The sequence below is a fragment of the Achromobacter veterisilvae genome, from assembly GCF_037619525.1.
Taxonomy (GTDB): domain Bacteria; phylum Pseudomonadota; class Gammaproteobacteria; order Burkholderiales; family Burkholderiaceae_B; genus Achromobacter; species Achromobacter veterisilvae.
Genome location: NZ_CP148753.1, coordinates 3,138,072 through 3,164,715 on the forward strand (window position 1 = coordinate 3,138,072; position 26,644 = coordinate 3,164,715).

The following is a 26,644-nucleotide window of genomic DNA, read 5'->3' on the forward strand; positions in this document are numbered from 1 at the left end:
TCCTGATTACTGCGTCTCGTCCAGCAGGATCCTGGCCTGCTGCGCGACGTCCTCGACCGACGGCCAGGCATTCTCGGCGCCGATGCACACTGCCCGAGGCGACCACGGCCCGGTCCGTTCGGGGCGGGTGACGCCGAACAGGGTGAGTTCCCTGGCGGCGGCCGCGGCGGCGACGTGCGACACGCCGGAATCGTTACAAACCACCAGCGCCGCCCTGGCCGTGAGCGCCGCGAAGGCGCCCAGCGACAGAGGCGGCAGCAGGAGCGCCGTCGGCGCGTTGCGCCGGGCCTCGTCGGTCTCGGCCGGAGGGGGGCACATTACCACGGTATGGCCGTCGGCCTGGAGGGCGCGGGTAAGTGTATCGAATCCTGGCCAGACCTTGATCCTGCCCTTGTGCAGGCCGGTGGCCGTCGGAGCGATCAGGACGAAGCGCCGGCCGGCCAGCCCGGCCGCTTCCAGCGCGTGGGCGGCCGCGTCGCGGTGGGCCGCGGTCAGGGGCAGGTCCAGGGTCGGGCCCGGTTCGGCGGGGCCGCTGGGCAGGCCCCAGCGCTTCAGGGCCTCGCGGGTCAGGTAATGCCAGGACTGGACCGCGTGCAGGGAGTCGCCGGGCTTGGAGACCGGCCAGCGCAGCAGGAAGCTGCGGCCGTCGTCGCGATAGCCGGCCGAGGGCAGGCCCGCCAGCCGGAATACCAGCGCGCTGGACAGGGAGTCCGGCAGCAGCAGGCCCCGCGCCCCGCGGCCCTGGGGCCCCAGGCCGCGCCGGTGGGCGCTGACGGCGGCCCGGTCGGGGCCGACCTTGCCCCGCATCGGAATGAAATCCTGCTTGGCCACGCCGTCGAGCAGGTCGCGGGCCCAGGGGCGGGCGCAGATCACCAGGGGCAGCCCGCTGGCGTGCAGGGCACGCAGGCTGGGCAGGCTCATGCAGACATCGCCCACCCAATTGGGCAACCGGACGTACAGACAACTGATATCGGACATGGATGGGCGCTGGGCGCGTTAGGGCTAAGGTCGGTCCGGGCGGCGCGTCGGCGCGCAGCCGGTACAATTCTCGCCACAATTGTATAAAAGCGAGTGATCCCTTTGAATTCTGCCGCACGCCATGCGCCCGCGGGTTCCCAACCCGTCAAAGCCGAACTCTGGAGGCGGATCTACAGCCGCGTGGGCTCTTACTGGAAGGGTTTGCTGCTGGCCATCCTGCTGATGGCGGGGGCGGCGGCCACGCAACCCGTCCTGGCCGTCATTATGAAGCCTTTGCTGGACGGCGGCTTCTCGGGCGCCAAACCCTACTATGTGTGGGCGCTGCCGCTGGCGGTGGTGGGCCTGATCCTGCTGCGCGGAATCTGCAACTTCTTCAGCGATTACCTGCTGGCCTGGGTCGCCAACAATGTGCTGCTGGGCATGCGCCGCGACATGTTCGAGCGCCTGCTGGGCCTGCCGGACGCCGATTTCAAGCAGGGCGACACCGGCCGCCTGCTCAACCGCTTCACCATCGACGCGGGCAACGTCACCGGCTACGCCACCGACGTCATTACGGTGCTGGTGCGCGAAACCCTGGTCGTCATCGCCCTGATCTGCGTGCTGCTGTACATGTCCTGGGTGCTGACGCTGATCATCCTGATCATGCTGCCGGTCTCGGTGCTGATCTCCCGCTTCTTCATCAAGCGCCTGCGCCGCATCAACCGCGAAACCGTCAACATGAACGCCGAGCTGACCCGCGTGGTCGGCGAGGGCATCGACGGCCAGCGCGTGATCAAGCTGTTCGACGGCTATGAGGTCGAGCGCGGCCGCTTCGATTTCGTCAGCCGGCGCCTGCGCCGGTTCGCCATGCGCACCGCCACGGCCGACGCCGCCCTGACGCCGCTGACCCAGGTGTGCATCTCGGTCTCGGTCGGCGCCGTCATCGCGGTGGCGCTCAGCCAGGCCAACAGCGGCGCGCTCACCGTGGGCAGCTTCGCCTCGTTCATGGCCGCGCTGGCCCAGATCTTCGACCCCATCAAGCGCCTGACCAACGTCGCCGCGCGCATGCAGAAGATGCTGGTGTCGGCGGAAAGCGTGTTCACCCTGATCGACCAGGTTCCCGAGTGCGATACCGGCACCAGGGAACTGCCCGAACCCGTGCGCGGCAAGGTCGAGTTCCGCAATGTGTCGCATCGCTTCCCGGACGCCGACCGCGACACCGTCAACGACGTGTCGTTCGTCGTCGAGCCCGGCCAGACCGTGGCCCTGGTGGGGCGGTCCGGCAGCGGCAAGACCACCCTGGTCAATATGCTGCCGCGCTTCGTGCTGGCCGACAGCGGGCAGATCCTGGTGGACAACGTGCCCGTCGAGGACCTGACGCTGCGCAGCCTGCGTTCGCACCTGTCGCTGGTCAGCCAGGACGTGGTGCTGTTCGACGACACCATCGCCGCCAACGTCGGCTATGGCGCCCTGGGCAAGTCCAGCGAACAGAAGGTGCGCGACGCCCTGGCGGCCGCCAACCTGCTGGAGTTCGTCGACGGATTGCCGCAGGGCATGAACACGCCGGTGGGCGAGAACGCCGCGCGCCTGTCGGGCGGCCAGCGCCAGCGCCTGGCGATCGCCCGCGCGCTCATCAAGAACGCGCCCATCCTGATCCTGGACGAAGCCACCTCCGCGCTGGACAACGAATCCGAGCGCCAGGTCCAGGCCTCGCTGGAACGCCTGATGAAGGGCCGCACCACGCTGGTCATCGCCCATCGCCTGTCCACGGTGCAGAACGCCGACCGCATCATCGTGCTGGACGCCGGCAGGATCGTCGAACAGGGCGCCCACGCCGAGCTGCTGGCCGCCAACGGCCTGTACGCCTCGCTCTACAAGATGCAGTTCCGCGAGGACTGACCGGGTTCCCCCCGCGCGTCCGGCGGCGGCCGGACGCGTTTTCCTCCTGTCGCATTTCCGGATTGCCAATCCGGCGGATTGCCGGAAAATGGATCCCGGCCGGTCCGCAGGCATCGGGGCGGGCCTTGCACCCTGGAGCGCCCCATGTCCCTGCCTTCCGATGGCACCCAGCTAGTCAACGTCGTCGTCCTGCTGGGAGCCGCCGTCGTCGCGGTCCCGCTCTTCAAGCGCCTCGGCCTGGGGTCCGTCCTGGGCTACCTGGCCGCCGGGCTGGCCATCGGGCCGTTCGGCATGGGATTTTTTTCCGATCCGAAGTCCATCCTGCACGTCGCCGAACTGGGCGTGGTGATGTTTCTTTTCATCATCGGCCTGGAAATGCAGCCGTCCCGGCTGTGGAAACTGCGCGGCGAGATCTTCGGCCTGGGCGTGGCCCAGGTGGCCGCCTGCGGCGCGCTTCTCACGGGAGTCGGCCTGCTGGCCGGGCTGTCCGGGCCGGCCGCCTTCATGGCGGCGATGGGGTTCGTGCTGTCGTCCACCGCGATCGTCATGCAGATATTGACCGAACGGGGCGAGACCGCCAGCGCGCAAGGGCAGCGCATCGTGTCCATCCTCCTGCTGGAAGACCTGGCCATCGTGCCGCTGCTTGCCCTGGCCAGCCTGCTGGCGCCGACGGGCGGCGCCGAGCACGGGGATCCGTGGCTGCAGGCGGCCATCGCGCTGGGGTGCATCCTGGCCCTGCTGGCCGCGGGCCGCTGGCTGCTCAATCCTCTGTTCCGCCTGCTGGCCGCCGCGCATGCCCGCGAGGTCATGACGGCGGCCGCGCTGCTGGTGGTGCTGGGCGCGGCGCTGCTGATGGAACTGGGCGGCCTGTCCATGGCCATGGGCGCGTTCCTGGCGGGCGTCCTGCTGTCCGAATCCACTTTCCGCCATCAGCTCGAGGCCGAAGTCGAACCCTTCCGCGGCATTCTCCTCGGCCTGTTCTTCCTGGGCGTGGGCATGTCCCTGGACCTGTCGGCGGTCGCCCGCGAATGGCCGCTGATCCTGGCGGCCGTCGTCGTCTTCATGCTGGTGAAGTCGGTGGGCGTCTATGCGGTGGCGCGGGCCTTGCGCGCCACGCACGCCGAGGCCACCACCCGGGCCGCGCTGCTGGCGCAGGGCGGCGAGTTCGCCTTCGTGCTGTACGGGGCGGCGGCCGCGGCCGGCATTTTCGACGCGCATACCGGCGCCGTGCTGACCGCGGTCGTGATCATTTCGATGGCGTTCACGCCCCTGTGCGTGCTGGCGCTGCGCTGGCTGCTGCCCAGGCCGGCGCCTTCCATGGACGGCGTGGACGTGGCCAGGGACCTGGACGGCTGTGTGTTGATCGTGGGATTCGGCCGCTTCGGCCAGATCGTGACCCAGGCGATGCTGGCCCGGGACCTGAAAGTCTCCATCCTGGACGTCGACACCGACGCGATCCGGGCGGCGGCCAAATGGGGCGTCAAGGTCTATTACGGCGACGGCACCCGTGTCGACATGCTGCGCACCGCCGGCGCGGAGAATGCCTGCGTCATCCTGATCTGCATCGACAATCCGCAGGCGGTCAACCACATCGTCAAGCTGGTGAAGGCCGAATTTCCCCTAGTCCGGGTGGCGGTGCGCGCCTATGACCGCATTCATTCGCTGGCGCTGGCCAAAGAGGGGGTGGACTACCAGGTCCGCGAAACCCTGGAATCGGCGCTGGCGTTCGGCGAAGCCGCGCTGCGCGTGATAGGCGTGCCGGCGGACGAGGCCGCCGAGGTGGCGCAGGACGTGCGCAAGCGCGATACCGACCGTTTCGACCTGGAGGTGGCGGGCGGATTGTTCGCCGGCCGCTCGCTGCTGTACGGCAACATGAGCGGCCCCGCGGACGGCAAAAACGACAAACCCGACCGCGAGGCCGGCGAAACGGCGCCCAGCCCGTCGGCATGAACCAATATTTCCATTTGTTCGCATTACGTTACGCATCATTTCACGCGCAAGCGCCAGTGACTGAGGTAGATTAGTTCGCACAGACTCTTCGTCCATGAAGAGCTTTTGCCAGGGGGCTGCCATGCTGCAATCGGATCGGATTTCCACGACGCCTCATGCTGTTGGTGTAGAACTGGCCCGGCGGCAGGCCTTGGTCCTGCGCTGCGGGTTTTCGGCGGGCTCCATGCGCCAGTTGCTCTCGCAGACCGGCGGGGCGGGGCCGGCATGGTCGATCCGCGCGCACCGCGAGACCGACCGCGCCCGCGGCGCCAAGGCCTTTCCCTTCCGCATCGCCGCGGCCGCGGCGTCCTGAACGGCGGCCCGGACGCGGGCGCGTCCGCCGGCCGGGCCTCGGCCGCCTAGCGGCCGACCATGACCGCCTGCATGCGGGTTTGCGCCTGCTGCACGTTTTTCGCTTGCGCGTTCAGGTCCTGCAGCAGTCCGTTCAGTTCGGCTTGCACGGCCGGGTCCTGCACCTTGACGATCGGACCGGACAGATCGATCTGGGCGGCGTGCGCGGCAACGTAGTCGGCAATCTTCAGGCTGGCGTCGAACGTCGCGTTCAGTTGCGGCAGCGTGTCGCGGAACGTGTCGGCCGGCAGGCTGACGGTTTTTTCATAGGCCTTGTCGTACACGGCCTTCAGGTCTTCAGGCTGCTTGAGCTGCGCGCGGGCGGCGTCGGCCTTGGCTTGCTGCGCCTGCAGCGCCGCGCCCATCTCGTTCAGCGATGCCTGCACCGCCTTGAAATCGTCGCGACGCGCCACGACGTCGTTCAGCGAGCGCACCGCGCCCTTCTGCATGATGCCCGACAGCGGCTTCACGGAAGCGTCCATGCCGGCGTTGAAGTCGGTGATCACCGCATAGTGCGCCGTGTAGTCGCCGAAGGACTGCTTTTCCTCGTCCGTCAGCTTCGGCACGCGCACGCCGGGCTTGTCCACGATGCGGGTCTGCAGGAACTGCGTGAACGCGGCACGCTGTTCGGGCTCCTTGTCGCCGCACGCGGCCAACATGAACGGCAGCGCCGCGGCCAGCACCAGGAACGGACGGAATAGGGACTTCATTGCATTGACCTCCGAAAGCAAAAGAAAGGGCGCCATGCGGGGCATGGCCCGCAAAGCGCCCGCAGCTTATCGGCTCGTCCTTCCCGTCGCCATCGGTTTCAAACTTCATTGCAAACGAATCGTTAAGACACACAATTCATACACAATGAGGTGAAATTCCGCCGGCTACCTGCTATGGCCGGCGTCCGTCCGCACTGAAGAAGCCTAGACCAGGATGATGTCGTACTGCTCCTGCGAATAGCGGCTTTCCACTTCCAGGGACACGCGCTTGCCCACGAAATCGCCCAGCATCGCCAGGTGCTGGCTTTCTTCTTCGAGGAACAGGTCGACCACTTCCTGCGAGGCCAGGATGCGGAATTCCTTGGGGTTGAATTGCCGGGCTTCGCGCAGGATCTCGCGCAGGATCTCGTAGCAGACGGTGCGCGGCGTGCGCACGTTGCCGCGCGCCTCGCACATCGGGCAGGGTTCGCAAAGCTGGTGCGCCAGGGAATCGCGCGTGCGCTTGCGGGTCATCTCCACCAGTCCCAGTTGCGTAAAGCCATTGACCGTCATGCGGGTGCGGTCGCGCGATAGCGCCTTCTTCAGTTCGGCCAGCACGGTTTCGCGGTGTTCCTGATCCTCCATGTCGATGAAGTCCAGGATGACGATGCCGCCCAGGTTGCGCAGGCGCAACTGGCGGGCGATCGCCTGCGCCGCTTCCAGGTTGGTCTTGAAGATGGTGTCGTCGAAGTTGCGCCCGCCCACGAAACCGCCGGTGTTGACGTCGACGGTGGTCAGCGCCTCGGTCTGGTCGATGATGAGGTAGCCGCCCGACTTCAGGTCCACCCGGCGGGACAGGGCGCGCGAAATCTCGTCGTCCACGTTGGCCGTGTCGAACAGCGGCCGCTCGCCGCTGTAGTGCTGGATGCGGTCCACGACCGAGGGCGTATAGATGCGCGCCCATTCGAGCATGGCGGCGCTCGTCGTGCGGGAGTCGACCAGGATGGCGCCGGTGCCGGGGCCCACCATGTCGCGCAGCACGCGCTGCGCCAGCGTCAGGTCCTGGTGGAGCAGGGCGGGGGCGGGCTGGGTGCGGGCGGCCGCCTGCACGCTGGTCCAGAGCTTGCGCAGGTACTCCACGTCCGCCGTCAGTTCTTCGTCGTTGGCGCCTTCCGCCTGGGTGCGGACGATGAAGCCGCCTTTTTCTTCGGCGGGCATCAAGGCCTGCAGCCGCTCGCGCAACTGGATGCGCTCCGACTCGGTGTCGATCTTCTGCGAAATGCCGATATGCGGGTCATGGGGCAGATAGACCAGCATCCGTCCGGCCATGCTGATCTGGGTCGACAGGCGGGCGCCCTTGGTGCCCAGGGGATCCTTGACCACCTGGACCATGAGGGTCTGTCCCTCGAAGAGGAGCTTCTCGATCGGCGTGGGCGTCAGGCCCTGGCTTCTTTCGCCCCGGTTCTCGCGCAGGTCCGCGATGTGGATGAAGGCCGCCCGCTCCAGCCCGATGTCGATGAACGCGCTCTGCATTCCGGGCAGCACGCGGACCACCCGTCCCAGATAGATATTGCCGACGTGGCCCCGCTGGATGCTGCGCTCCACGTGCAGCTCCTGTACCGACCCCTGTTCCACCAGCGCGACTCGGGTTTCGAAGGGGGTGACGTTGATCAGGATATCTTCGCTCAGGGCGATGGCTGGGGGCATAGCGTGCTCGTCTCCATATTAGGTGCGGCGTACAAGCCGAATAGTAAACGTACCCTTTCCCCAGGCAAGCCGGGCGGCGGCGATGGCGCGAAAACTTGTGCTATAGTCTCGCTCCTTCGCGGTTCGGGCAGTTTTTCGAAGCGCGGGGCCAAGCAAGCATCATTGCATGGATAGCGCGAATCAGACAGAAGTCAGTTGCGCCGTTCGAAACAATATGCTATAGTCTTGGGCTTGGCTGATGAAGCGAAACAAGGGTTTACCCTTACGAATCATTAGCCACCTGAAGTGACCGACCCCTGGTTTCAGGGCGATGGCAAGGCTGGAGGTTCAGCGGCGCCGCGGGTTGCAAGATAGGATGCAAATTAGGCAAAAGCCGGTTGCATAATCTGCAAAAGTCGTGTTATAGTTTCGGGCTTGGCAGTTGCCGAAAATTCAGGGTTTACCCTGATGTTTCGATAGCTGCTAAAGAGGACAGGGTCTTGAAGAGGCCGCAGCAGGAAAGCGTAGCGAACCCCGCGAAGTTGACTTGACAAGCGATAAAAACTTCTTCATAATCTCGTTTCTCTGCTGCTGACACAGCGAACGACGCGAAAGCGCCGGGCCAGTCGGCAGGCAGTAAAGAATTTAGCAGTACCGCTCTTTAACAATTAAACAACCGATAAGTGTGGGCGCTTGATGCGGGTGCGGTGATGGGTTGAGTTGGGTTTTTAAACCCGCCTCGGCTTTATCACAAGCACAATGAAATCAAGTGCTCACTAGAAGTGAAGTACCTTAGATGTCAAGTCTAAGCACATACCTCACTTCCTTTGAGTAGCGACGTATGACTCGACCCTTTCGGGGGTTAAGAAATACGAACAAATACAGAGATTAAACTGAAGAGTTTGATCCTGGCTCAGATTGAACGCTAGCGGGATGCCTTACACATGCAAGTCGAACGGCAGCACGGACTTCGGTCTGGTGGCGAGTGGCGAACGGGTGAGTAATGTATCGGAACGTGCCCAGTAGCGGGGGATAACTACGCGAAAGCGTGGCTAATACCGCATACGCCCTACGGGGGAAAGCAGGGGATCGCAAGACCTTGCACTATTGGAGCGGCCGATATCGGATTAGCTAGTTGGTGGGGTAACGGCTCACCAAGGCGACGATCCGTAGCTGGTTTGAGAGGACGACCAGCCACACTGGGACTGAGACACGGCCCAGACTCCTACGGGAGGCAGCAGTGGGGAATTTTGGACAATGGGGGAAACCCTGATCCAGCCATCCCGCGTGTGCGATGAAGGCCTTCGGGTTGTAAAGCACTTTTGGCAGGAAAGAAACGTCGCGGGCTAATACCCCGCGGAACTGACGGTACCTGCAGAATAAGCACCGGCTAACTACGTGCCAGCAGCCGCGGTAATACGTAGGGTGCAAGCGTTAATCGGAATTACTGGGCGTAAAGCGTGCGCAGGCGGTTCGGAAAGAAAGATGTGAAATCCCAGAGCTTAACTTTGGAACTGCATTTTTAACTACCGGGCTAGAGTGTGTCAGAGGGAGGTGGAATTCCGCGTGTAGCAGTGAAATGCGTAGATATGCGGAGGAACACCGATGGCGAAGGCAGCCTCCTGGGATAACACTGACGCTCATGCACGAAAGCGTGGGGAGCAAACAGGATTAGATACCCTGGTAGTCCACGCCCTAAACGATGTCAACTAGCTGTTGGGGCCTTCGGGCCTTGGTAGCGCAGCTAACGCGTGAAGTTGACCGCCTGGGGAGTACGGTCGCAAGATTAAAACTCAAAGGAATTGACGGGGACCCGCACAAGCGGTGGATGATGTGGATTAATTCGATGCAACGCGAAAAACCTTACCTACCCTTGACATGTCTGGAATCCCGAAGAGATTTGGGAGTGCTCGCAAGAGAACCGGAACACAGGTGCTGCATGGCTGTCGTCAGCTCGTGTCGTGAGATGTTGGGTTAAGTCCCGCAACGAGCGCAACCCTTGTCATTAGTTGCTACGAAAGGGCACTCTAATGAGACTGCCGGTGACAAACCGGAGGAAGGTGGGGATGACGTCAAGTCCTCATGGCCCTTATGGGTAGGGCTTCACACGTCATACAATGGTCGGGACAGAGGGTCGCCAACTCGCGAGGGGGAGCCAATCCCAGAAACCCGATCGTAGTCCGGATCGCAGTCTGCAACTCGACTGCGTGAAGTCGGAATCGCTAGTAATCGCGGATCAGCATGTCGCGGTGAATACGTTCCCGGGTCTTGTACACACCGCCCGTCACACCATGGGAGTGGGTTTTACCAGAAGTAGTTAGCCTAACCGTAAGGAGGGCGATTACCACGGTAGGATTCATGACTGGGGTGAAGTCGTAACAAGGTAGCCGTATCGGAAGGTGCGGCTGGATCACCTCCTTTCAGAGCTCAAGTGCTCGTGTTAAGCGTCCACTCTTATCGGTTGTTTGATATATAGCTGGGATCGGTTGTGGGCTTGGGTAGAGGGACTCCTCCCTGCGCCCATGACTCCTGAGTGCTGATCCGAGAAGGTTTTGGGTCTGTAGCTCAGTCGGTTAGAGCACCGTCTTGATAAGGCGGGGGTCGTTGGTTCGAATCCAACCAGACCCACCAGGTATTCTGCGCCAAGCAGGGTATGGGGGTGTAGCTCAGCTGGGAGAGCGCCTGCTTTGCAAGCAGGATGTCATCGGTTCGATCCCGTTCACCTCCACCAAGTCTCAACTTGGTGGTGCCGTAGAGGCCAACTCATAACGTCGCGATTCAAGTTTGAATCCTCGGCTTTATGAGTTGGGTTTTACCCAACAGCTATATTCGTTCTTTAACAATCTGGAAGAAGCACAACGAAATGTACTTATCAAGTACTCGGCGCAAGTCGAAGAAGATGAGTACGGGTTGTGATTGCATTAATTTTGTTCCAAGTTCTCAAGACTGGGGTGAAAGCCTCAGACTGCTTTGAAACTTATGAACGGCACAAACGCTAATACTCAGGTCCTATAGCCTACAGCGTTATAGGATCAAGCGACTAAGTGCATATGGTGGATGCCTTGGCGATCACAGGCGATGAAGGACGTAGTAGCCTGCGAAAAGCTGCGGGGAGCTGGCAAACAAGCTTTGATCCGCAGATATCCGAATGGGGAAACCCACCGCAGCAATGCGGTATCCCTGACTGAATACATAGGTCAGTGGAAGCGAACCGGGTGAACTGAAACATCTCAGTAGCTCGAGGAAAAGAAATCAACCGAGATTCCGAAAGTAGTGGCGAGCGAAATCGGAAGAGCCTTTACGTTTTAGCATGCAAGATAGTCGAACGGGATGGAAAGCCCGGCCGTAGCAGGTGATAGCCCTGTAGATGAAATCTTGTGTGTGGAACTAAGCGTAAGACAAGTAGGGCGGGACACGTGAAATCCTGTTTGAAGATGGGGGGACCATCCTCCAAGGCTAAATACTCGTGATCGACCGATAGTGAACCAGTACCGTGAGGGAAAGGCGAAAAGAACCCCGGAAGGGGAGTGAAATAGATCCTGAAACCGTATGCATACAAACAGTAGGAGCCTCCTTGTGGGGTGACTGCGTACCTTTTGTATAATGGGTCAGCGACTTACATTCAGTGGCAAGGTTAACCGAATAGGGAAGCCGTAGCGAAAGCGAGTCCGAATAGGGCGATTTTAGTCGCTGGGTGTAGACCCGAAACCAGATGATCTATCCATGGCCAGGTTGAAGGCACGGTAACACGTGCTGGAGGACCGAACCCACTAATGTTGAAAAATTAGGGGATGAGCTGTGGATAGGGGTGAAAGGCTAAACAAATCTGGAAATAGCTGGTTCTCTCCGAAAACTATTTAGGTAGTGCCTCAAGTATTACTGCGGGGGGTAGAGCACTGTTATAGCTAGGGGGTCATGGCGACTTACCAAACTATGGCAAACTCCGAATACCCGCAAGTACAGCTTGGGAGACAGAGCACCGGGTGCTAACGTCCGGACTCAAGAGGGAAACAACCCAGACCGCCAGCTAAGGTCCCGAATTATCGCTAAGTGGGAAACGAAGTGGGAAGGCATAGACAGTCAGGAGGTTGGCTTAGAAGCAGCCATCCTTTAAAGAAAGCGTAATAGCTCACTGATCGAGTCGTCCTGCGCGGAAGATGTAACGGGGCTAAGCGATAAACCGAAGCTGCGGGTGTGCACTTTGTGCACGCGGTAGGAGAGCGTTCTGTAAGCCTGCGAAGGTGGCTTGTAAAGGCTGCTGGAGGTATCAGAAGTGCGAATGCTGACATGAGTAGCGATAAAGGGGGTGAAAAGCCCCCTCGCCGTAAGTCCAAGGTTTCCTGCGCAACGTTCATCGGCGCAGGGTGAGTCGGCCCCTAAGGCGAGGCAGAGATGCGTAGCTGATGGGAAGCTGGTTAATATTCCAGCACCGTCGTACAGTGCGATGGGGGGACGGATTGCGGAAGATCATCAGGGTGTTGGATGTCCCTGTTGCTGCATCGAAGATGGCGCTTAGGCAAATCCGGGCGCGTAAATCAAGGGTGTGGCACGAGCGAGCATGGCTTGCGAAGTGATTGGAAGTGGTTCCAAGAAAAGCCTCTAAGCTTCAGCTGTACGAGACCGTACCGCAAACCGACACAGGTGGACGGGATGAATATTCCAAGGCGCTTGAGAGAACTCAGGAGAAGGAACTCGGCAAATTGATACCGTAACTTCGGGAGAAGGTATACCCCGGTAGTGTGATGCGCCTGCGCGCTGAGCATGATGGGGTCGCAGAGAATCGGTGGCTGCGACTGTTTATTAAAAACACAGCACTCTGCAAAGACGAAAGTCGACGTATAGGGTGTGACGCCTGCCCGGTGCCGGAAGGTTAAGTGATGGGGTGCAAGCTCTTGATCGAAGCCCCGGTAAACGGCGGCCGTAACTATAACGGTCCTAAGGTAGCGAAATTCCTTGTCGGGTAAGTTCCGACCTGCACGAATGGCGTAACGATGGCCACACTGTCTCCTCCTGAGACTCAGCGAAGTTGAAGTGTTTGTGATGATGCAATCTACCCGCGGCTAGACGGAAAGACCCCATGAACCTTTACTGTAGCTTTGCATTGATCTGTGAACCGGCCTGTGTAGGATAGGTGGGAGGCTTTGAAGCGTGGTCGCTAGATCGCGTGGAGCCAACCTTGAAATACCACCCTGGTTTGTTTGCGGTTCTAACCTTGGTCCGTTATCCGGATCGGGGACAGTGCATGGTGGGCAGTTTGACTGGGGCGGTCTCCTCCCAAAGTGTAACGGAGGAGTTCGAAGGTACGCTAGGTACGGTCGGAAATCGTGCTGATAGTGCAATGGCATAAGCGTGCTTGACTGTGAGACTGACAAGTCGAACAGGTGCGAAAGCAGGACATAGTGATCCGGTGGTTCTGAATGGAAGGGCCATCGCTCAACGGATAAAAGGTACTCTGGGGATAACAGGCTGATACCGCCCAAGAGTTCATATCGACGGCGGTGTTTGGCACCTCGATGTCGGCTCATCTCATCCTGGGGCTGTAGCCGGTCCCAAGGGTATGGCTGTTCGCCATTTAAAGAGGTACGTGAGCTGGGTTTAAAACGTCGTGAGACAGTTTGGTCCCTATCTGCCGTGGGCGTTGGATACTTGACGGAGCCTGCTCCTAGTACGAGAGGACCGGAGTGGACGTACCTCTGGTGTACCGGTTGTCATGCCAATGGCATTGCCGGGTAGCTAAGTACGGAAGAGATAACCGCTGAAGGCATCTAAGCGGGAAACTCGTCTGAAGATAAGGTATCCCGGGGACTTGATCCCCCTGAAGGGTCGTTCGAGACCAGGACGTTGATAGGTCGGGTGTGGAAGCGCAGTAATGCGTTAAGCTAACCGATACTAATTGCCCGTGAGGCTTGATCCTATAACACTGATGGTTATTGACCTGGTGATGTAGCGTTCCAAGTGTCGTTCAAACCAAAATCTGGCTGCACCGTCGGCAGCCAGCCAACATCAATTACACCCCCCCGTGCGTGACCATCGAGTTCGACTCTGGTCACCGCGCGTTGTGTTTCTTCCCAGATTGGAGCGGTTGCGCTTATGCGCGGCAGCTCAACCAGTTACGCCTGACGACCATAGCGAGTTGGTCCCACTCCTTCCCATCCCGAACAGGACAGTGAAACGACTTTGCGCCGATGATAGTGGACGGACGTCTGTGAAAGTAGGTCATCGTCAGGCTTTTATTGCGCAAAACCCCACAGGTTATACCTGTGGGGTTTTGTCTTTGGGGCGCCGCAATGCCTGCCGCGCCCGCCCGGACGCACAAACAAAAGTAAGTAGAGCGCGCGGCGCTGATGCAAATACAACGTCTGCATCTTGCCCGGAGCATGTCTGCTCTCTACAATAAGCAATAATTATCATTTTCATTATGTTCGATGCCTCCGAAGACGCATGTCCAAGTCGAGACGTTTTATGCGCACCACCATGGGTGGCTGCACGGCTGGCTGCGTCGGCAATTGGGGAATTCGTGCGAGGCCGCCGACCTCGCGCACGACGTGTTCGTCAGATTATTGTGCCGGCCGACGGTGATCGAGCCGCGTGAGCCGCGTGCCTATCTGAGCGCCATCGCACGCGGCCTGCTGATGGATCACTGGCGCCGCCGAGAACTCGAGCGCGCCTGGCTTGAAGTGTTGGCGCGCACACCCGAAGAACTGGCGCCGTCGCCCGAGAGCCGGATGTTGGTGCTGGAAGCGCTTATCAAGATCGATCAAATGCTGGATGCCCTGAAGCCCAGGGTGCGCCAGGCTTTTTTGTGGGCACAGCTTGATGGCATGCGCTGCCCGCAGATTGCCGAACGTCTTGGTGTTTCCCTGGCTACCGCCGAGCGTTATGTGGCGGCGGGGCTGCGCCAATGCTACGCCCACCGGTTCGGTGACGCGTGAGCGAGGCCGCGATTCCCGCCTCGGTTGTCGATGAGGCCATCGCGTGGTCGGTGAAACTGAACTTCGGCTCGGCCGATTCCGATACCTATGCAGCCTTCGAGCGCTGGCGCCGCGCAGCGCCCGCGCATGAGCGGGCGTGGACGCGCATGCAGACGCTGAACGCCGACTTCACCGCCATGCCGCGGGGGGTGGCGCTGGACACGCTTACTACCGTGGGAACGACCCGCGATACGAGGCAGCTACGGCGTCGGGCGATGCTCAAGGGCCTGTTGTTGGCAGGCGGACTGACGGGCACGGGCTGGGCGATGCGTGAGCACACGCCCTGGCAACGTGTCCTGGCGGATGCCAGCACTGGCGTGGGCGAGCTTGATCGCCTGACGCTGGCTGACGGCACATTGCTGGTGTTGAACACGGATAGCGCGGTGGGCATACGGATGGAGGGCGGCGAACGAATGCTGGTCCTCTATCGCGGCGAGATCTCGATCGAGACTGGCGCCGATGCCGCTTCGCCCGTCAAACGACCGTTTCTGGTCCGCACACCGTTTGGCACGGTCCAGGCGCTGGGCACGCGCTTCGTCATGCGCCTGGATGACGATTGCGCCCGGGTCAGCGTGCAGCAGGATGCGGTCGCGCTGCGGACCAATGACGACGTGGCCCCGGTGATTGCCGAAGCGGGCCAGGCGGGGCGGCTGGACAGCCGCGGCGTCCGCCTGGTGAGCGAACCCGCCATCACTGCCGATGCCTGGCTGGATGGCGCCATCGAGGGCAAGAATATGCGGTTGGCCGACCTGCTGACCGAATTGGCGCGCTATCGCCACGGCCGCATCAGTTGCGCGCCAGAGGTCGCCAATCTGGCGGTTTCGGGCACCTACCATGTGAAAGACACCGACCGAGCCCTGGAATTCCTGGCGCAGACGCTGCCGATACGGCTGCGCTATTGGACACGTTATTGGGTCGCGGTGGGGCCCGCCTGAGGCCTTCCCGGCCTTGCTTTCCGAATGCCAGGATTTTTTTTGAATAAAAAGTGAGGGGATTTGCGTTTTCGACCGGCCTATAGGGAAAGACCCCTTTCAACTTGGCCTATCAAGATCACGCAATGACCCTCGCTCGTACTTCCAGGACAGCGCGCCAGACGCCCGTTCCTACCGTGTTGTCCTCCATTCTTGCCGGCGTGCTGTGCAGCGCCGCGCTTGCCGGGATCGCCCCGGCCGTTCAGGCGCAGGCTACGGTGGCCGTGCAGGAAGGGGAATCCACTTTCGCGATAGCAGCCGGTCCACTGGACCAGGCACTCAACCAGTTCGCGCGCGCGGCCGGCGTGAATGTGTCGTTCGACGCCGGGCAGGTGAGCGGGCTGCAAAGCGCGGGCCTGAACGGACGCTGGAGCGTCCCGCGCGGCTTGAACGCATTGCTTGCCGGCACCGGATTCGAGGGGGGCAGGCTTTCCAGCGGCGGCTATGCCGTGCGGCGCCTGCCCAGCGGTGGCGCGACCATGCTCGAACCCGTCACGGTGACGGGGCAGGAATACCGCCTCATGACCGAGGGCTCCGGATCCTACACGACGTCGGCGGTGACGATCGGCAAGGGCGAACAGCAGCTCCGCGACATTCCGCAGTCAGTCAGCGTGGTGACCCGCCAGCGCCTGGACGAGCAGAACCTGACGTCGGTGTATGACGCGCTGGAAAACACCACTGGCGTGACCTTGCAGCAAAGCCCGCAAGGCGGCAAATACATCTATTCGCGCGGTTTCGACAACAGCGTGATCCAGTACGACGGCGTGCCGCTGGAACGCAATATGTATGGCCGCGCCAGCAACTACTCCGGTGGGACCGCCTTTTATGACCGGGTCGAGGTGCTGCGGGGTGCGGCGGGATTGCTGCAAGGTTCGGGGTCGCCCGGCGGTGCAGTGAACCTGGTGCGCAAGCGGCCTTTGCAAGAAGATCGCTTCACGGTCGAGACCAAGGCTGGCAGTTGGGACCGCTACGGCGTGCAGCTCGACGGAAGCGGCCGGTTGAACGAAGACGGCAGCCTGCGTGGCCGGGCCCTTATCGATCGCCAGGACAATCACTCATTCGTGGATCGGGTGCAGATGAAGAGCACCACCTTCTACGGCACGATCGAATACGACTTCTCGCCGCGCACCCAGGTGAACCTGGGGTACAGCTACGAAGATCTGCGGGGGAGTCCGTCGATCTCGGGCCTGCCGCGTTATAGCAACGGCGAAGAGGTGGGCTTCAAGCGGTCCACCAGCTTTGGCGCGAACTGGAATCGTCAGGAAACCTCGAACCAGGGTTTCTACGCCGACTTCACGCATGCGTTCAATGACGACTGGCGTTTCAAGATGACCGGCGCCTACGTGCAGGAAAACCAATATCTGAAGTACACCGCCTCAAGCCGCGCGATAAATCCTGTGACGCAGCTCGGGGCTGTCAACGCGGCGAGAACGGTGGCCGATATCGATACCTCGGGCGTGGATGCGAACCTCACCGGCAAGTTCCGGGCCTTTGGCCGCACGCACGAAGTGGTGGTGGGCGCCAACTACGGCCACAGCAAGATCGACACCTCCTACGCCTACCTGGTCAACTACGCGACTTTCAACGCCTTCAACTTCAACCCGGACCTGCCCGAGCCGTCCACGGCTGCCCTGCGCGCGAGCGTCGACGAAGCGCGCATTGGCTCGAACCGTGAGTTGGGTTTCTACGGTACGACACGGCTGCAACTGGCCGATCCCTTGAAGCTCGTGTTGGGGGGGAGGTTCAGCCGCTCCAACCGGATCTGGACGACCGACACCACCAGCGCCGGTGTGCTCGTCAACGGCCAGACAACGCAGGCCAACACGCACTTCACCCCCTATGCGGGCGTCATCCTGGACTTGTCGCCGCAATGGACCACATATGTGAGCTACACCGACATCTTCCAGGCGCAAATGGAGGTGAATGCAGCGGGACAGGCGCTCAAACCGATCGTCGGTGAGAGCTACGAGCTGGGCTTGAAAGGCGAGTTGCTGGATGGCCGCGTCAATACGGCGTTCGCGATCTTTCGCATCGACCAGAACAACCGCGCTCAAGTCGACTTCAACTCCAGCCCGACCTGCGCTGCCGACTATTACTGCTACACCGATGCGGGCAAGGTGCGTAGCCAAGGGTTTGACGCCGAGATCAGCGGCGAACTCATGCGCGGCTGGAACCTCTATGCCGGCTATACCTTCAACACGACCAAGTACCTCAAAGACCAGAGCAGCGAAGGCCAGGCATTCGCGTGGTACACCCCCAAGCACATTTTCCGGCTCTGGACCACGTATCAGTTGCCGGGCGACCTGAGCGCCTTCACGGTGGGCGGCGGCGTGAATGTGCAAAGCGGCCAGTCGCGTCAAATCGGAGCCACGACCGTGCAGGCGAGCGGACGTGCAGTGTGGAGCGCCTATACGAAGTACCAGTTCAACCGCAATTGGGCGGCCGTGCTCAACGTCAACAATATCTTCAACAAGACCTACTACAGCGCGGTGGGTAATCTGGTCAACGGCATCCAATACGGTGATCCCCGTAATGTCATGCTGACGCTGAGAGGCACGTTCTGACGATGAAGGCCGGCCTGCGCCAGCGCATGAGCTGGCTGCATACCTGGTGCGGACTGGTGTGTGGTTGGCTGCTGTGCCTGATTTTCCTGGCGGGCAGCATCAGCGTGTTTCGCGCGCCGATCTCGCGCTGGATGGCGGCCGAACCCGCCTTGACTGGAACGCCAGCCGCGCTGCCGCAGGAAGCTGTGTTGGCCGCGGCCTCTCGTTTCCTGGCCGGGCAGGAGGCCGATGCGCGTTTCTGGCGCATCGAACTGCCCGCCGAGCCAGTGCAGGCGATGCGCCTATTCTGGCGGACTGCGAAGGGCGTTGCGCACGAGGCCGCGATGGACCCGCGCGACGGCGCCTTGCTGCCCCAGCCGTGGGGGCGAAAAAGCGAAGGCGGACGCCATTTCATGACGCTGCATTACACCCTTCATGCGGGCAATTTCGGGTTCTGGCTGGTGGGTTGGCTGACGGTCGGCATGCTGGTGGCGCTGCTGTCGGGCATCGTGGTGCACAAGCGCATCTTCAAGGATTTCTTCACCTTCAGGCCGGGGCGTGGCCAGCGCGCCTGGCTCGATGGCCACAATGCTTCGGCCGTGCTCACGCTGCCGTTTCAGCTAATGATCGCCTACACCGGGCTGGCCATCTTTTACACCAGCTACATGCCGGGGCCTTTGCGCGCCGTGTATGGCGAGCAGGGCCTGGCCGGCTGGCAAGCCGCGCTCGCTGAAGGGGCAGCTCAGGCTGAGGCCCCCGTATTGCCGGCGCGCCCGCCGCTGGATGAACGCCTGCCCGCGCGACAGCAACTGGGCGTGCTCCTGCGCGCGGCGCAGGATGCATTGGGAGGGGCTGCGCGCATGATCATGGTGGAGCGCCCCGGGCAAGCCCGCGAACGCATCAGCGTGTATGGCCGGCCAGATGCCGACGTGACGCTCCGCCAGATCAACAGCGCTGTCGGCCGCGCCGTGTTCGATGGCGCCAGCGGCGCTTTTTCGTCCCTGCATCTGGCGGCCGGCCGGCCATCCGCCGATGCGGCGCATGATCTGATGAAACATCTGCATGTGGCCTCTTATGGCGGTTGGACCATCAAGTGGCTGTATTTCGTCCTCGGCCTCGCGGGCGCGCTGATGATGGCGACGGGGACGGTGCTCTTTACGATAAAGCGGCGCAACAAGGGGGAGAGCGAGTTTGGCGCCGGCACGCCGACGTTCTACCGCATTGCCGAAGCGCTCAATGTGGCGGCGATCGCCGGAGCCTGTCTGGCCTGTATTTGCTACTTCCATGCCAACCGTATGATCCCGGCCAGCCTGCCGAACCGCGACGCTTGGGAAATCAGCGCCTTCTTTCTGGCCTGGCTCTCGAGTCTGGCGCATGCCTGCGTGAGACTCGTTCAGCGCGCGTGGGTTGAGCAGTTCGCCTGCGTCGCCCTGCTGTGCCTCTTGTTGCCCGTCGTGAACGTATGGACCACAGGGGGGCACGCGCTGGCTTATGCGCACGCCGGCGATTGGCAGGCCGCCTTGGTGGAGTCGACGATCGTGGCGTTCGGCGGTCTGTTCGCTTTGCTGGCTTGGCGTTTGCGCGCGGGCGGCTGGGCCGGGCCCCGGGCGGGACGCGTGGCCGCCGCCCCGAGCGGCTATCGCTGGCGTGTGCTGGGACGCGTGCTATGCGCGGTGGTGGGCGGCTATGCCCTGGCGACCTTGGGCGCCATCGTGCTGGCCCGACTGCTTGCACTCGGCGGTCTTGCCAGCTCGGCTACCGGCGTGGCCATCGCCAGCTTGCTGAGCTTTCTTATCTACGCCGTGGCCGCCCTGTGGGTGTTCGCGGCGCCTGGCGCATGGCGCCGGCTGCTGATGTCCGCCGCCGCACTGGCGGTGCTGGGCTGGGTGCTGGCATGATGAGCGGGCGACGGTTCATACGCGTTGTCGATTCAACAGCAAGGAGTACTTGAATGCACATTCACCGTATTGCAGCGTTTACGAGCGAGGGCCTCGGGGGAAATCCGGCGGGGGTCGTGCTGGCCGATCGACTACCGCCAGCCGAGGAAATGCAACGGGTGGCTGCCCAAGTCGGCTATTCGGAAACGGTGTTCTCTTGTCCAAACGGCGATGGTTCGTGGCTCACACGATATTATTCGCCCGAAGCGGAAGTCGCCTTCTGTGGACATGCAACGATCGCGCTGGGCGCCGTGCTTGGGCAGGCGTTCGGCCCGGCGACGTATCCGCTGACATTGGCCAACAACCGAATCGAAGTCGCCGCCGAGAAGCGGGACGGCGAGTGGATGAGTGTGCTTCGCTCGCCGCCGACACGCAGCGCAATCGCCAAGCCCGAGCTATTGTCTGAAGCCCTGGAAATCTTTCGATATTCGGCGAACGAACTTGATCCCACGCTTGCGCCTTGCGTCGCCCATGGGGGACTCGACCACCTGGTTGTTCCGCTCCATTCGCGCGCCGCGCTGGCGCGTATGGACTACGACCTCGATGAAGGGCGCCGCTTCATGCGGACGCATGCCATCGGCACGGTTGCGTTCGTGTTCAGTGAAAGCGACAGGCGCTTCCAGGCACGCAACGCGTTTGCGATTGGCGGTGTGTTGGAAGATCCGGCGACTGGCGCGGCGGCCGCGGCTTTCGCCGGCATGCTCCGCGACCTGGGCCGAGTGAAAGAGGGCGAAATCGTCATCATGCAGGGGGTGGACATGGGCCAGCCGTGCAGGATTGAAGTGGCGTTCACGGCAGAGCTGGGGGCGCCGGTGAATGTGCGCGGCAAGGCGTCCGTAATCGGTTAGGCCGGATATTTACAAACAAAACCCCTCGCGGCGTTGCTGCCGGGAGGGGTTTTGCTTTCATCATGAGCGCGCTGGCCCGCCCGCCTACTGCGGCAGATACTGCTGGCGGTCGATTCCGTGGCGCTGGAGCTTGTCGTAGAACGTCTTGCGCGGGATGCCGAGGGTTTCGAGCGTCGCCTTGATGTCGCCCTGGTGCGCCTCGAGGGCCTCGCGGATGAGCTGGGCTTCGAAGCGTTCCATCCGTTCCGGCAGGCTTTGGGCGGCCGCGGCGGCCGCCGCCTCGGGCGCCGGCGCATTCAGCACGCCCAGGACCACGCGCTCGGCGAAGTGCGCCAGTTCGCGCACGTTGCCGGGCCAATCGTGCGTCATCACATGCTGCTTGATGGAGGCCGGCATTTCAGGAATGTCGCGCTGAAAGCGGCGCGAAGCGTGGCCGAGATAGTGGGCGAACAAGAGCGGAATGTCTTCGCGGCGCTCGCGCAGGGGCGGAATCCGGATGGTGACGACATTGAGCCGATAGAACAGGTCTTCCCGGAACTTGGCGCGTATGGCGGGGCTGCCCAGGTCTTCCTTGGTCGCGGCGACCACGCGCAGATCCAGATTGCGCACGTCGTTGCTGCCCAGGGGCGTGATCTGGCGCGACTCGAGCACGCGCAGCAGTTTCACCTGCACCGCCAGCGGCATGCTTTCGATCTCGTCCAGGAACAGGGTGCCGCCGCTGGCATGCTCGATGCGCCCGATGCGCTTTTTCTGCGCACCGGTGAACGCGCCGGCTTCGTGCCCGAACAGTTCGCTTTCGATGACGCTTTCGGGCAGGGCGCCGCAATTGATCGCGACCAGCGGGCGGTCCCGGCGGCGGCTCAGGCGGTGCAGCGCGGTGGCCACGACTTCCTTGCCCGTCCCGGTCTCGCCTTCGACCAGCACGTCCACGTCGGCGTCCGCGATATGGCGCAGCGTCTGCTTGATGCGCTGCATGGCGGGCGTGGTGCCGATGAACGGGACTTCGTCCGCCTCGACGGCGAACGCGGCTTCGCGCAGGCGGCGGTTTTCCAGCACCAGATGGCGCTTTTCCGCCGCGTGCGCGATCGCCGTGATCAGCCTGTCGGCGGCGTAGGGCTTGGCCAGGAAATCGTAGGCGCCGTCGCGCATGCACTGCACCGCGGTCGCGATGTCGCCATGCCCGGTGATGAAGATGACGGGGATGTCGGGATCGATATCGCGCACCCGCCGGAAGAGCTGCAGGCCGTCCATGTCGGGCATGCGGATGTCGCTCACGACCACGCCGTCGAATTCGCGGGTCAGCGCGGGCAGCGCGGAACGGGCGCTGGCATGGGCGTCCACGGAAATGCCGTGCAGCTTGAGCGTCTGCGCATTGGCGCGCCGCAGTTCCTCATCGTCGTCGATGAACACGGCGTGCGGCCGGAATGGCTGGCGAAGGCTGTCGTCGGCCGCGGCCGGCGCGGAAAGAGGGCGTTCAGGGGTTGGGGCCATGGGGGAGGTTCGAAGCGAAGTCCCGGCCGGACGCTTTGCGCAAGGTCAGGATGAAGAGGGCGCCGCCGTCCGGCGCAGGCGGGGCGGTGGAATCGGCCGGGCGGGCCGCGCTCAGTTCGCCGCCGAATTCGGCGGCGAGGTCGCGGCTGATGACCAGGCCCAGGCCCAGTCCTTCCGGCTTGGTCGTATGGAAAGGGGTGAACAGCCGGGCCCGTGCCTGCGCCGACAGGCCCGGGCCGTTGTCGCCGACCTGGACTTGCACGGTGGCGCCGAGATCCTGGTGCGCCACGACGATGCGTCCGTCCGGCCGGCCTTCCAGGGCTTCCAGCGCGTTCTGCAGAAGATTCACCAGCACCTGCTCCAGCCGGACGCGGTCCGCCTGCACCAGATAGTCCTGGTCCGCGGGTGGGCGCTGCAAGGCGACGCCCTGGCGCCGGGCGCGCGGGCCTATCAGCAGCAGGGCGCCTTCCAGGCAGTCCCTCAGGCTGGTGGGGCCGACCGAGGAACCGGCCTTGCGGGAGAAGGCGCGCAATTCGCCGGTGATGTGGCCGATGCGCTCCGTCAAGGCCGCGATGGTGCCCAGGTTCTCCTGCGCGGAGCCGTCGTCGTGACGGCGCAGGAATTCGGCGGCGTTGTCGGCGTAGGCGCGTATGGCGGCCACCGGCTGGTTGATTTCGTGGGCGACGCCGGCCGCGACCTGGCCCAACAGGGCGAGCTTGCTGGCCTGGACCAATTCCTCCTGCATCGTGTGGAGGCGGGCGGCGGTGCGCTGGCGTTCGTCCATTTCGTCGACCAACTGTTCGTTCACCCTGAGCAATTGGGACGTGCGTTCGTCGACCAGCGCGGTCAACTGATCGTGGATGGCGGCCTGCTGGTGCGCGCGTTCGCGCTGGCGGTGGCGGCGCAGCAGGACGATGCCGACGATGGCGGCCAGCGCGCCCTGCGCCAACAGGGCGCCCAACTGCGCGTTCGCCGTCGCCTGGCCGATGGCCGACTGCACGGGCGACAGTAGGTGCAGCGTCCAGCCGGGCGATTCGACGATGGGCAGCGTGGTGTGCAACAGGGGAGCGGCCGCGGGAATCTGGGGCAGCGCGGCGTCGGAACGGACCAGTTGCCCGGTGCTGACCGGTAGCAGCGGCGGCCGCAGGGGCAGGGGCTGGAACGGGGCGTCGCCGAACTGCAGGCTGGTGCGCAGCGACTGGGCCAGGGCGGGCGGCAGCGGCGCCAATACGCCGAAGCGCCAGCCCGCGATGCTGCCCAGCAGCACCACGCCGTGTTCGTCGGTGACGAAAATGGGCGCGTTGGACTGGCGCCAGTCCGCTTCCAGCTCGCGGAAGTCCACTTTCAGCACGACCACGCCCAGCATCGCGCCGGCGGCGTCGTCGACCCGCCGCGACAGGTACAGCCCGGCCTCGTGGCTGACGGTGCCCAAGGCGAAGTGTTCGGCCGAGCCGTGGGCGACCGATCCCTGAAAATAGGGGCGGAACTGGTAGTCCACGCCCACGAAGGTGGCGGGTTCCCGCCAGTTGCTGGCGGCGATCGCAAGGCCCTTCCTGTCCAGTACGTAGATCGCGGAAGCGCCGACGCCGCGGCTGAGCGTGTCGAGCTTTTCGTCCAGCGACGCGATCAGGCCGGGGGTAGGGGTTTGCAGCGCGGCGCGCACGTCGACGTCGCGGGTGAGGACGAAGGGCAGCGCCCTGAACTTGTCGAGGTTGTTGCGCAGCAGGGCCGCGTTGACCTGGGCTGTGCCGCGCGCCTGCGCCGCCGCGTTCTTCAGCGCGCCGTCGCGGGCCCACAGGGTGGCGGCATGCAGGACGCCGAACACGATGCCGACGCCCAGCAGGATTCCCGCCGCCCGCCAGGGCCAGGCGAGCCTGCGCCGCCCGCGGCCTGGCTGGGCCGAGGGCGCCTGGACGGAGGGTGTCCGGGGAGGGGGAGAAGCAGGGTTGGACATGAGGTGTGCGGGTTTTCGCACATTCTATATCTTTTCTGTGTGGAATTTCGCCACTAAAGAGCGGGCCGATGCCGTGGGAAAAACAAGAATCCTTTTTTTATCAATGGCTTGTAGGTATGCCGCGGGGCCGGATCGGCCTGGCACGGCGCTTGCATAAGGATGGGCAAGCCTCGCGGTCCCTCCGCGCGGTGACATGGGCCTGCGGCAATCGAGCGCGGCCATAAAACAGATAACGCCCCGTCGCCCGCCGCGCAGAGCCGCCCGGAGCAAGGGGCCCAGGTGGGGACAAATCCCAATGATCGACGTGGATCAAGTCGCGCCCGCGCGCAAACTCAAATTCCATCAAATCCTTTATGTGCAGGTGATCTTCGCCATTGTGGTGGGAGTGGCCCTGGGCGCGCTGAAGCCGGAACTCGGCCAGCAGATGCAGCCGCTGGGCGATGCTTTCATCAAGCTGGTGAAGATGATCATCGCCCCGGTGATCTTCCTGACCGTGGCCACCGGCATCGCCGCCATGAGCGACCTCAAGAAGGTCGGCCGGGTGGCGGGCAAGGCCATGCTGTACTTCCTGATCTTCTCGACGCTTGCGCTGATCGTGGGCATGATCGTCAGCCATATCGTCCAGCCCGGCGCGGGCATGCACATCGACCCCAGCACCCTGGACCAGAAGGCGGTGTCGGGCTACGTGGCCAAGGCGCACGACTCCACCATTACCGGCTTCCTGATGAACGTGATCCCCACGACCATCTTCAGTCCGTTCGTGGGCGGCGACATCCTCCAGGTGCTGTTCGTGGCCGTGCTGTTCGGCATTTCGCTCGCCATGGTGGGCGAACGCGGCAAGCCGATACTGACCTTCATGACGGCGCTGGCCCAGCCGATCTTCAAGCTCGTCGCCATCCTGATGAAGGCCGCGCCCATCGGCGCCTTCGGGGCCATGGCGTTCACCATCGGCAAGTACGGCATCAAGTCGGTCGTCAACCTGGCCATGCTGGTGGGCACGTTCTACGCGACTTCGGTGCTGTTCGTGGTCGTCGTGCTGGGAATGGTCGCGCGCTACAACGGCTTTTCGATCCTGAAGCTGGTTCGCTACATCCGCGAAGAACTGCTGCTGGTGCTGGGCACTAGCTCTTCAGAGGCCGCGCTGCCCACCCTGATGCAGAAGATGGAACGCGCCGGCTGCTCGAAGTCGGTGGTGGGCCTGGTGGTGCCCACCGGCTACTCGTTCAACCTGGACGGCACCAACATCTACATGACGATGGCCGCGCTGTTCATTGCCCAGGCCTGCGACATTCCGCTGTCGCTGGGCGACCAGATCCTGCTGCTGCTGGTCGCGATGCTGAGCTCCAAGGGCGCGGCGGGCGTGACGGGCGCGGGTTTCATCACCCTGGCCGCCACCTTGTCGGTGGTGCCCTCGGTGCCGGTGGCCGGCATGGCGCTGATCCTGGGAGTCGACCGTTTCATGTCCGAGTGCCGAGCCCTGACCAACCTGGTCGGCAACGCGACCGCCGCGGTCGTGGTCGCGCGCTGGGAAGGCGAATTGGACAAGGAGCAATTGCACGCCGCGCTGGAAGGCGGAGCCCAGGCGCCCGCCGCCGAGCCACAGGTCGTGCTGAGCGAACCGCTGCGGCAAGGCTGAGCGGATCCCGCATAAGAAAAACGAAAAACGCGGCCCGGCCGCGTTTTTTTTTGCCCGTGGCGGGGGGCGCTCAGGGCGTCCGGATTCCCGCCGCGCGCAACAGGTTCGCGGTTTCGAACACGGGCAGGCCCATTACGCCTGTATAACTGCCGGCGATATGCGAGATGAAGGCGCCCGCCAGGCCCTGGATACCGTAGGCGCCGGCCTTGCCGTAGGGTTCGCCGCTGTCGCAGTAGCGGCAGATTTCGTCGTCCGCCAGCTCCCGCATGCGGACTTCGGTGATGGACACGGCCTCCAGCAGCCGGTCGCCGGCCCATACGGCGACGGCGGTGCGCACTTCGTGCGCCGAGCCGGACAGCGCGCGCAGGATCCGGAAGGCGTCGTCCCGGTCGGCGGGCTTGCCCAGGACCTGGCCGGCCAGGATGACGGTGGTGTCGGCGGCCAGCAGGGGCAGGCGCGGCAAGCCGCGGTCGCGCATCCAGTCGCGGCCGCGCAGCGCCTTGTCGCGCGCGGTGCGCTGGACGTAGTCGGCGGCGCTCTCGCCCGGATGCTGGGGTTCGTCCTCGCCCGGCGGGGCGGGCACGAGCAGCACTTCGTGGGCCAGACCCATCTGCGTCAGCAGTTCGCGCCGCCGGGGGCTGGCCGAAGCGAGGTACAGGCGCGCGGGAGGGGAAGCGGGGGCGGCGGTGTCGGTCATGCGTCGGTGGAAGGGGCGCCTGCCC

Annotated in this window: 15 protein-coding genes, 2 tRNA genes and 3 rRNA genes; 14 read left to right on the forward strand and 6 right to left on the reverse strand. The window is 63.3% G+C overall.

Going from position 1 to position 26,644, the window contains the following annotated elements; all coding sequences use genetic code 11:
* Positions 1 to 6: 6 nt before the first annotated feature.
* Positions 7 to 978 carry a glycosyltransferase family 9 protein gene (locus WHX56_RS14645; protein WP_287751623.1) on the reverse strand — a complete coding sequence of 324 codons (972 nt, stop codon included), beginning with the start codon at positions 976 to 978 and terminating at the stop codon, positions 7 to 9.
* 102 nt (positions 979 to 1,080) lie between these two features.
* Here WHX56_RS14645 and msbA point away from each other — a divergent pair, with 102 nt between their 5' ends.
* The 3 genes from msbA to WHX56_RS14660 all read left to right on the forward strand — a co-directional run bounded on the left by msbA (position 1,081) and on the right by WHX56_RS14660 (position 5,158).
* The gene (msbA, locus tag WHX56_RS14650) at positions 1,081 to 2,856 is read left to right on the forward strand and encodes a lipid A export permease/ATP-binding protein MsbA (RefSeq protein ID WP_129245709.1); all 1,776 of its coding nucleotides are present in this window, start codon (positions 1,081 to 1,083) and stop codon (positions 2,854 to 2,856) included.
* Between the two features lie 144 nt (positions 2,857 to 3,000).
* Positions 3,001 to 4,806, forward strand: coding sequence for a monovalent cation:proton antiporter-2 (CPA2) family protein (locus WHX56_RS14655; RefSeq protein WP_338881649.1), 1,806 nt, complete (start codon positions 3,001 to 3,003; stop codon positions 4,804 to 4,806).
* Between the two features lie 121 nt (positions 4,807 to 4,927).
* The gene (locus WHX56_RS14660; RefSeq protein ID WP_129245705.1) at positions 4,928 to 5,158 is read left to right on the forward strand and encodes a hypothetical protein; all 231 of its coding nucleotides are present in this window, start codon (positions 4,928 to 4,930) and stop codon (positions 5,156 to 5,158) included.
* Between the two features lie 46 nt (positions 5,159 to 5,204).
* Here WHX56_RS14660 and WHX56_RS14665 read toward each other — a convergent pair whose 3' ends face one another.
* Together WHX56_RS14665 and rng are read right to left on the reverse strand one after the other, a co-directional pair.
* Positions 5,205 to 5,906 (reverse strand): DUF3053 domain-containing protein, encoded by a 702-nt coding sequence (locus WHX56_RS14665; protein WP_129245703.1) that lies wholly within the window; start codon positions 5,904 to 5,906, stop codon positions 5,205 to 5,207.
* A 204-nt stretch (positions 5,907 to 6,110) separates the two neighbouring features.
* Positions 6,111 to 7,574, reverse strand: coding sequence for a ribonuclease G (rng, locus tag WHX56_RS14670; protein WP_129245776.1), 1,464 nt, complete (start codon positions 7,572 to 7,574; stop codon positions 6,111 to 6,113).
* Between the two features lie 887 nt (positions 7,575 to 8,461).
* On the opposite strand from rng, the gene WHX56_RS14675 reads away from it, so the two are divergent.
* The 10 genes from WHX56_RS14675 (at position 8,462) to WHX56_RS14720 (ending at position 20,841) form a co-directional block, all read left to right on the forward strand.
* A 16S ribosomal RNA gene (locus tag WHX56_RS14675) occupies positions 8,462 to 9,992 on the forward strand.
* 133 nt (positions 9,993 to 10,125) lie between these two features.
* A tRNA-Ile gene (locus WHX56_RS14680) sits at positions 10,126 to 10,202 on the forward strand.
* Positions 10,203 to 10,226: 24 nt separating this feature from the next.
* Positions 10,227 to 10,302 (forward strand) — tRNA-Ala (locus WHX56_RS14685).
* 299 nt (positions 10,303 to 10,601) lie between these two features.
* Positions 10,602 to 13,485: ribosomal RNA gene (locus tag WHX56_RS14690) — 23S ribosomal RNA — on the forward strand.
* Positions 13,486 to 13,686: 201 nt separating this feature from the next.
* Positions 13,687 to 13,799, forward strand: a 5S ribosomal RNA gene (gene rrf, locus WHX56_RS14695).
* Together the 16S, 23S and 5S rRNA genes with 2 tRNA genes alongside form the textbook arrangement of a ribosomal RNA operon.
* Before the next feature lie 197 nt (positions 13,800 to 13,996).
* Positions 13,997 to 14,503 (forward strand): sigma-70 family RNA polymerase sigma factor, encoded by a 507-nt coding sequence (locus WHX56_RS14700; protein WP_129240634.1) that lies wholly within the window; start codon positions 13,997 to 13,999, stop codon positions 14,501 to 14,503.
* A complete protein-coding gene (locus WHX56_RS14705; protein WP_338881652.1) occupies positions 14,500 to 15,477 on the forward strand; it encodes a FecR domain-containing protein in 978 nt (325 codons plus the stop codon). The genes WHX56_RS14700 and WHX56_RS14705 overlap by 4 nt, the downstream gene beginning before the upstream one ends.
* A gap of 122 nt (positions 15,478 to 15,599) precedes the next feature.
* Positions 15,600 to 18,077 carry a TonB-dependent siderophore receptor gene (locus WHX56_RS14710; protein WP_338881654.1) on the forward strand — a complete coding sequence of 826 codons (2,478 nt, stop codon included), beginning with the start codon at positions 15,600 to 15,602 and terminating at the stop codon, positions 18,075 to 18,077.
* Between the two features lie 2 nt (positions 18,078 to 18,079).
* Entirely contained in the window at positions 18,080 to 19,954 is a 1,875-nt protein-coding gene (locus WHX56_RS14715) for a PepSY-associated TM helix domain-containing protein (protein ID WP_338881655.1), read from the forward strand.
* A 53-nt stretch (positions 19,955 to 20,007) separates the two neighbouring features.
* Positions 20,008 to 20,841, forward strand: a complete 834-nt coding sequence (locus WHX56_RS14720) for a PhzF family phenazine biosynthesis protein (RefSeq protein WP_338881657.1) — start codon at positions 20,008 to 20,010, stop codon at positions 20,839 to 20,841.
* Between the two features lie 84 nt (positions 20,842 to 20,925).
* Here the strand turns inward: WHX56_RS14720 and WHX56_RS14725 are convergent, their stop codons facing one another.
* Both WHX56_RS14725 and WHX56_RS14730 read right to left on the reverse strand, forming a co-directional pair.
* A complete protein-coding gene (locus tag WHX56_RS14725) occupies positions 20,926 to 22,332 on the reverse strand; it encodes a sigma-54 dependent transcriptional regulator (RefSeq protein ID WP_338881658.1) in 1,407 nt (468 codons plus the stop codon).
* Positions 22,316 to 24,286 carry a sensor histidine kinase gene (locus tag WHX56_RS14730; protein ID WP_338881659.1) on the reverse strand — a complete coding sequence of 657 codons (1,971 nt, stop codon included), beginning with the start codon at positions 24,284 to 24,286 and terminating at the stop codon, positions 22,316 to 22,318. The genes WHX56_RS14725 and WHX56_RS14730 overlap by 17 nt, the downstream gene beginning before the upstream one ends.
* Before the next feature lie 295 nt (positions 24,287 to 24,581).
* Between WHX56_RS14730 and WHX56_RS14735 the strand changes: the two genes are divergently transcribed.
* The gene (locus WHX56_RS14735; RefSeq protein WP_338881660.1) at positions 24,582 to 25,922 is read left to right on the forward strand and encodes a dicarboxylate/amino acid:cation symporter; all 1,341 of its coding nucleotides are present in this window, start codon (positions 24,582 to 24,584) and stop codon (positions 25,920 to 25,922) included.
* Positions 25,923 to 25,992: 70 nt separating this feature from the next.
* On the opposite strand, the gene WHX56_RS14740 is transcribed toward WHX56_RS14735, so the two are convergent.
* A complete protein-coding gene (locus WHX56_RS14740) occupies positions 25,993 to 26,619 on the reverse strand; it encodes a Maf family protein (RefSeq protein WP_338881661.1) in 627 nt (208 codons plus the stop codon).
* Positions 26,620 to 26,644: the final 25 nt, after the last annotated feature.

Coding starts and splice junctions, on each gene's coding strand:
- WHX56_RS14730 (WP_338881659.1), bottom strand. CDS start 24,286: ATGTCCAACCCTGCTTCTCCCCCTCCCCGGACACCCTCCGTCCAGGCG.
- WHX56_RS14710 (WP_338881654.1), top strand. CDS start 15,600: ATGACCCTCGCTCGTACTTCCAGGACAGCGCGCCAGACGCCCGTTCCT.
- WHX56_RS14660 (WP_129245705.1), top strand. CDS start 4,928: ATGCTGCAATCGGATCGGATTTCCACGACGCCTCATGCTGTTGGTGTA.
- WHX56_RS14720 (WP_338881657.1), top strand. CDS start 20,008: ATGCACATTCACCGTATTGCAGCGTTTACGAGCGAGGGCCTCGGGGGA.
- WHX56_RS14655 (WP_338881649.1), top strand. CDS start 3,001: ATGTCCCTGCCTTCCGATGGCACCCAGCTAGTCAACGTCGTCGTCCTG.
- WHX56_RS14740 (WP_338881661.1), bottom strand. CDS start 26,619: ATGACCGACACCGCCGCCCCCGCTTCCCCTCCCGCGCGCCTGTACCTC.
- WHX56_RS14735 (WP_338881660.1), top strand. CDS start 24,582: ATGATCGACGTGGATCAAGTCGCGCCCGCGCGCAAACTCAAATTCCAT.
- WHX56_RS14700 (WP_129240634.1), top strand. CDS start 13,997: ATGCCTCCGAAGACGCATGTCCAAGTCGAGACGTTTTATGCGCACCAC.
- WHX56_RS14715 (WP_338881655.1), top strand. CDS start 18,080: ATGAAGGCCGGCCTGCGCCAGCGCATGAGCTGGCTGCATACCTGGTGC.
- WHX56_RS14645 (WP_287751623.1), bottom strand. CDS start 978: ATGTCCGATATCAGTTGTCTGTACGTCCGGTTGCCCAATTGGGTGGGC.
- WHX56_RS14725 (WP_338881658.1), bottom strand. CDS start 22,332: ATGGCCCCAACCCCTGAACGCCCTCTTTCCGCGCCGGCCGCGGCCGAC.
- WHX56_RS14665 (WP_129245703.1), bottom strand. CDS start 5,906: ATGAAGTCCCTATTCCGTCCGTTCCTGGTGCTGGCCGCGGCGCTGCCG.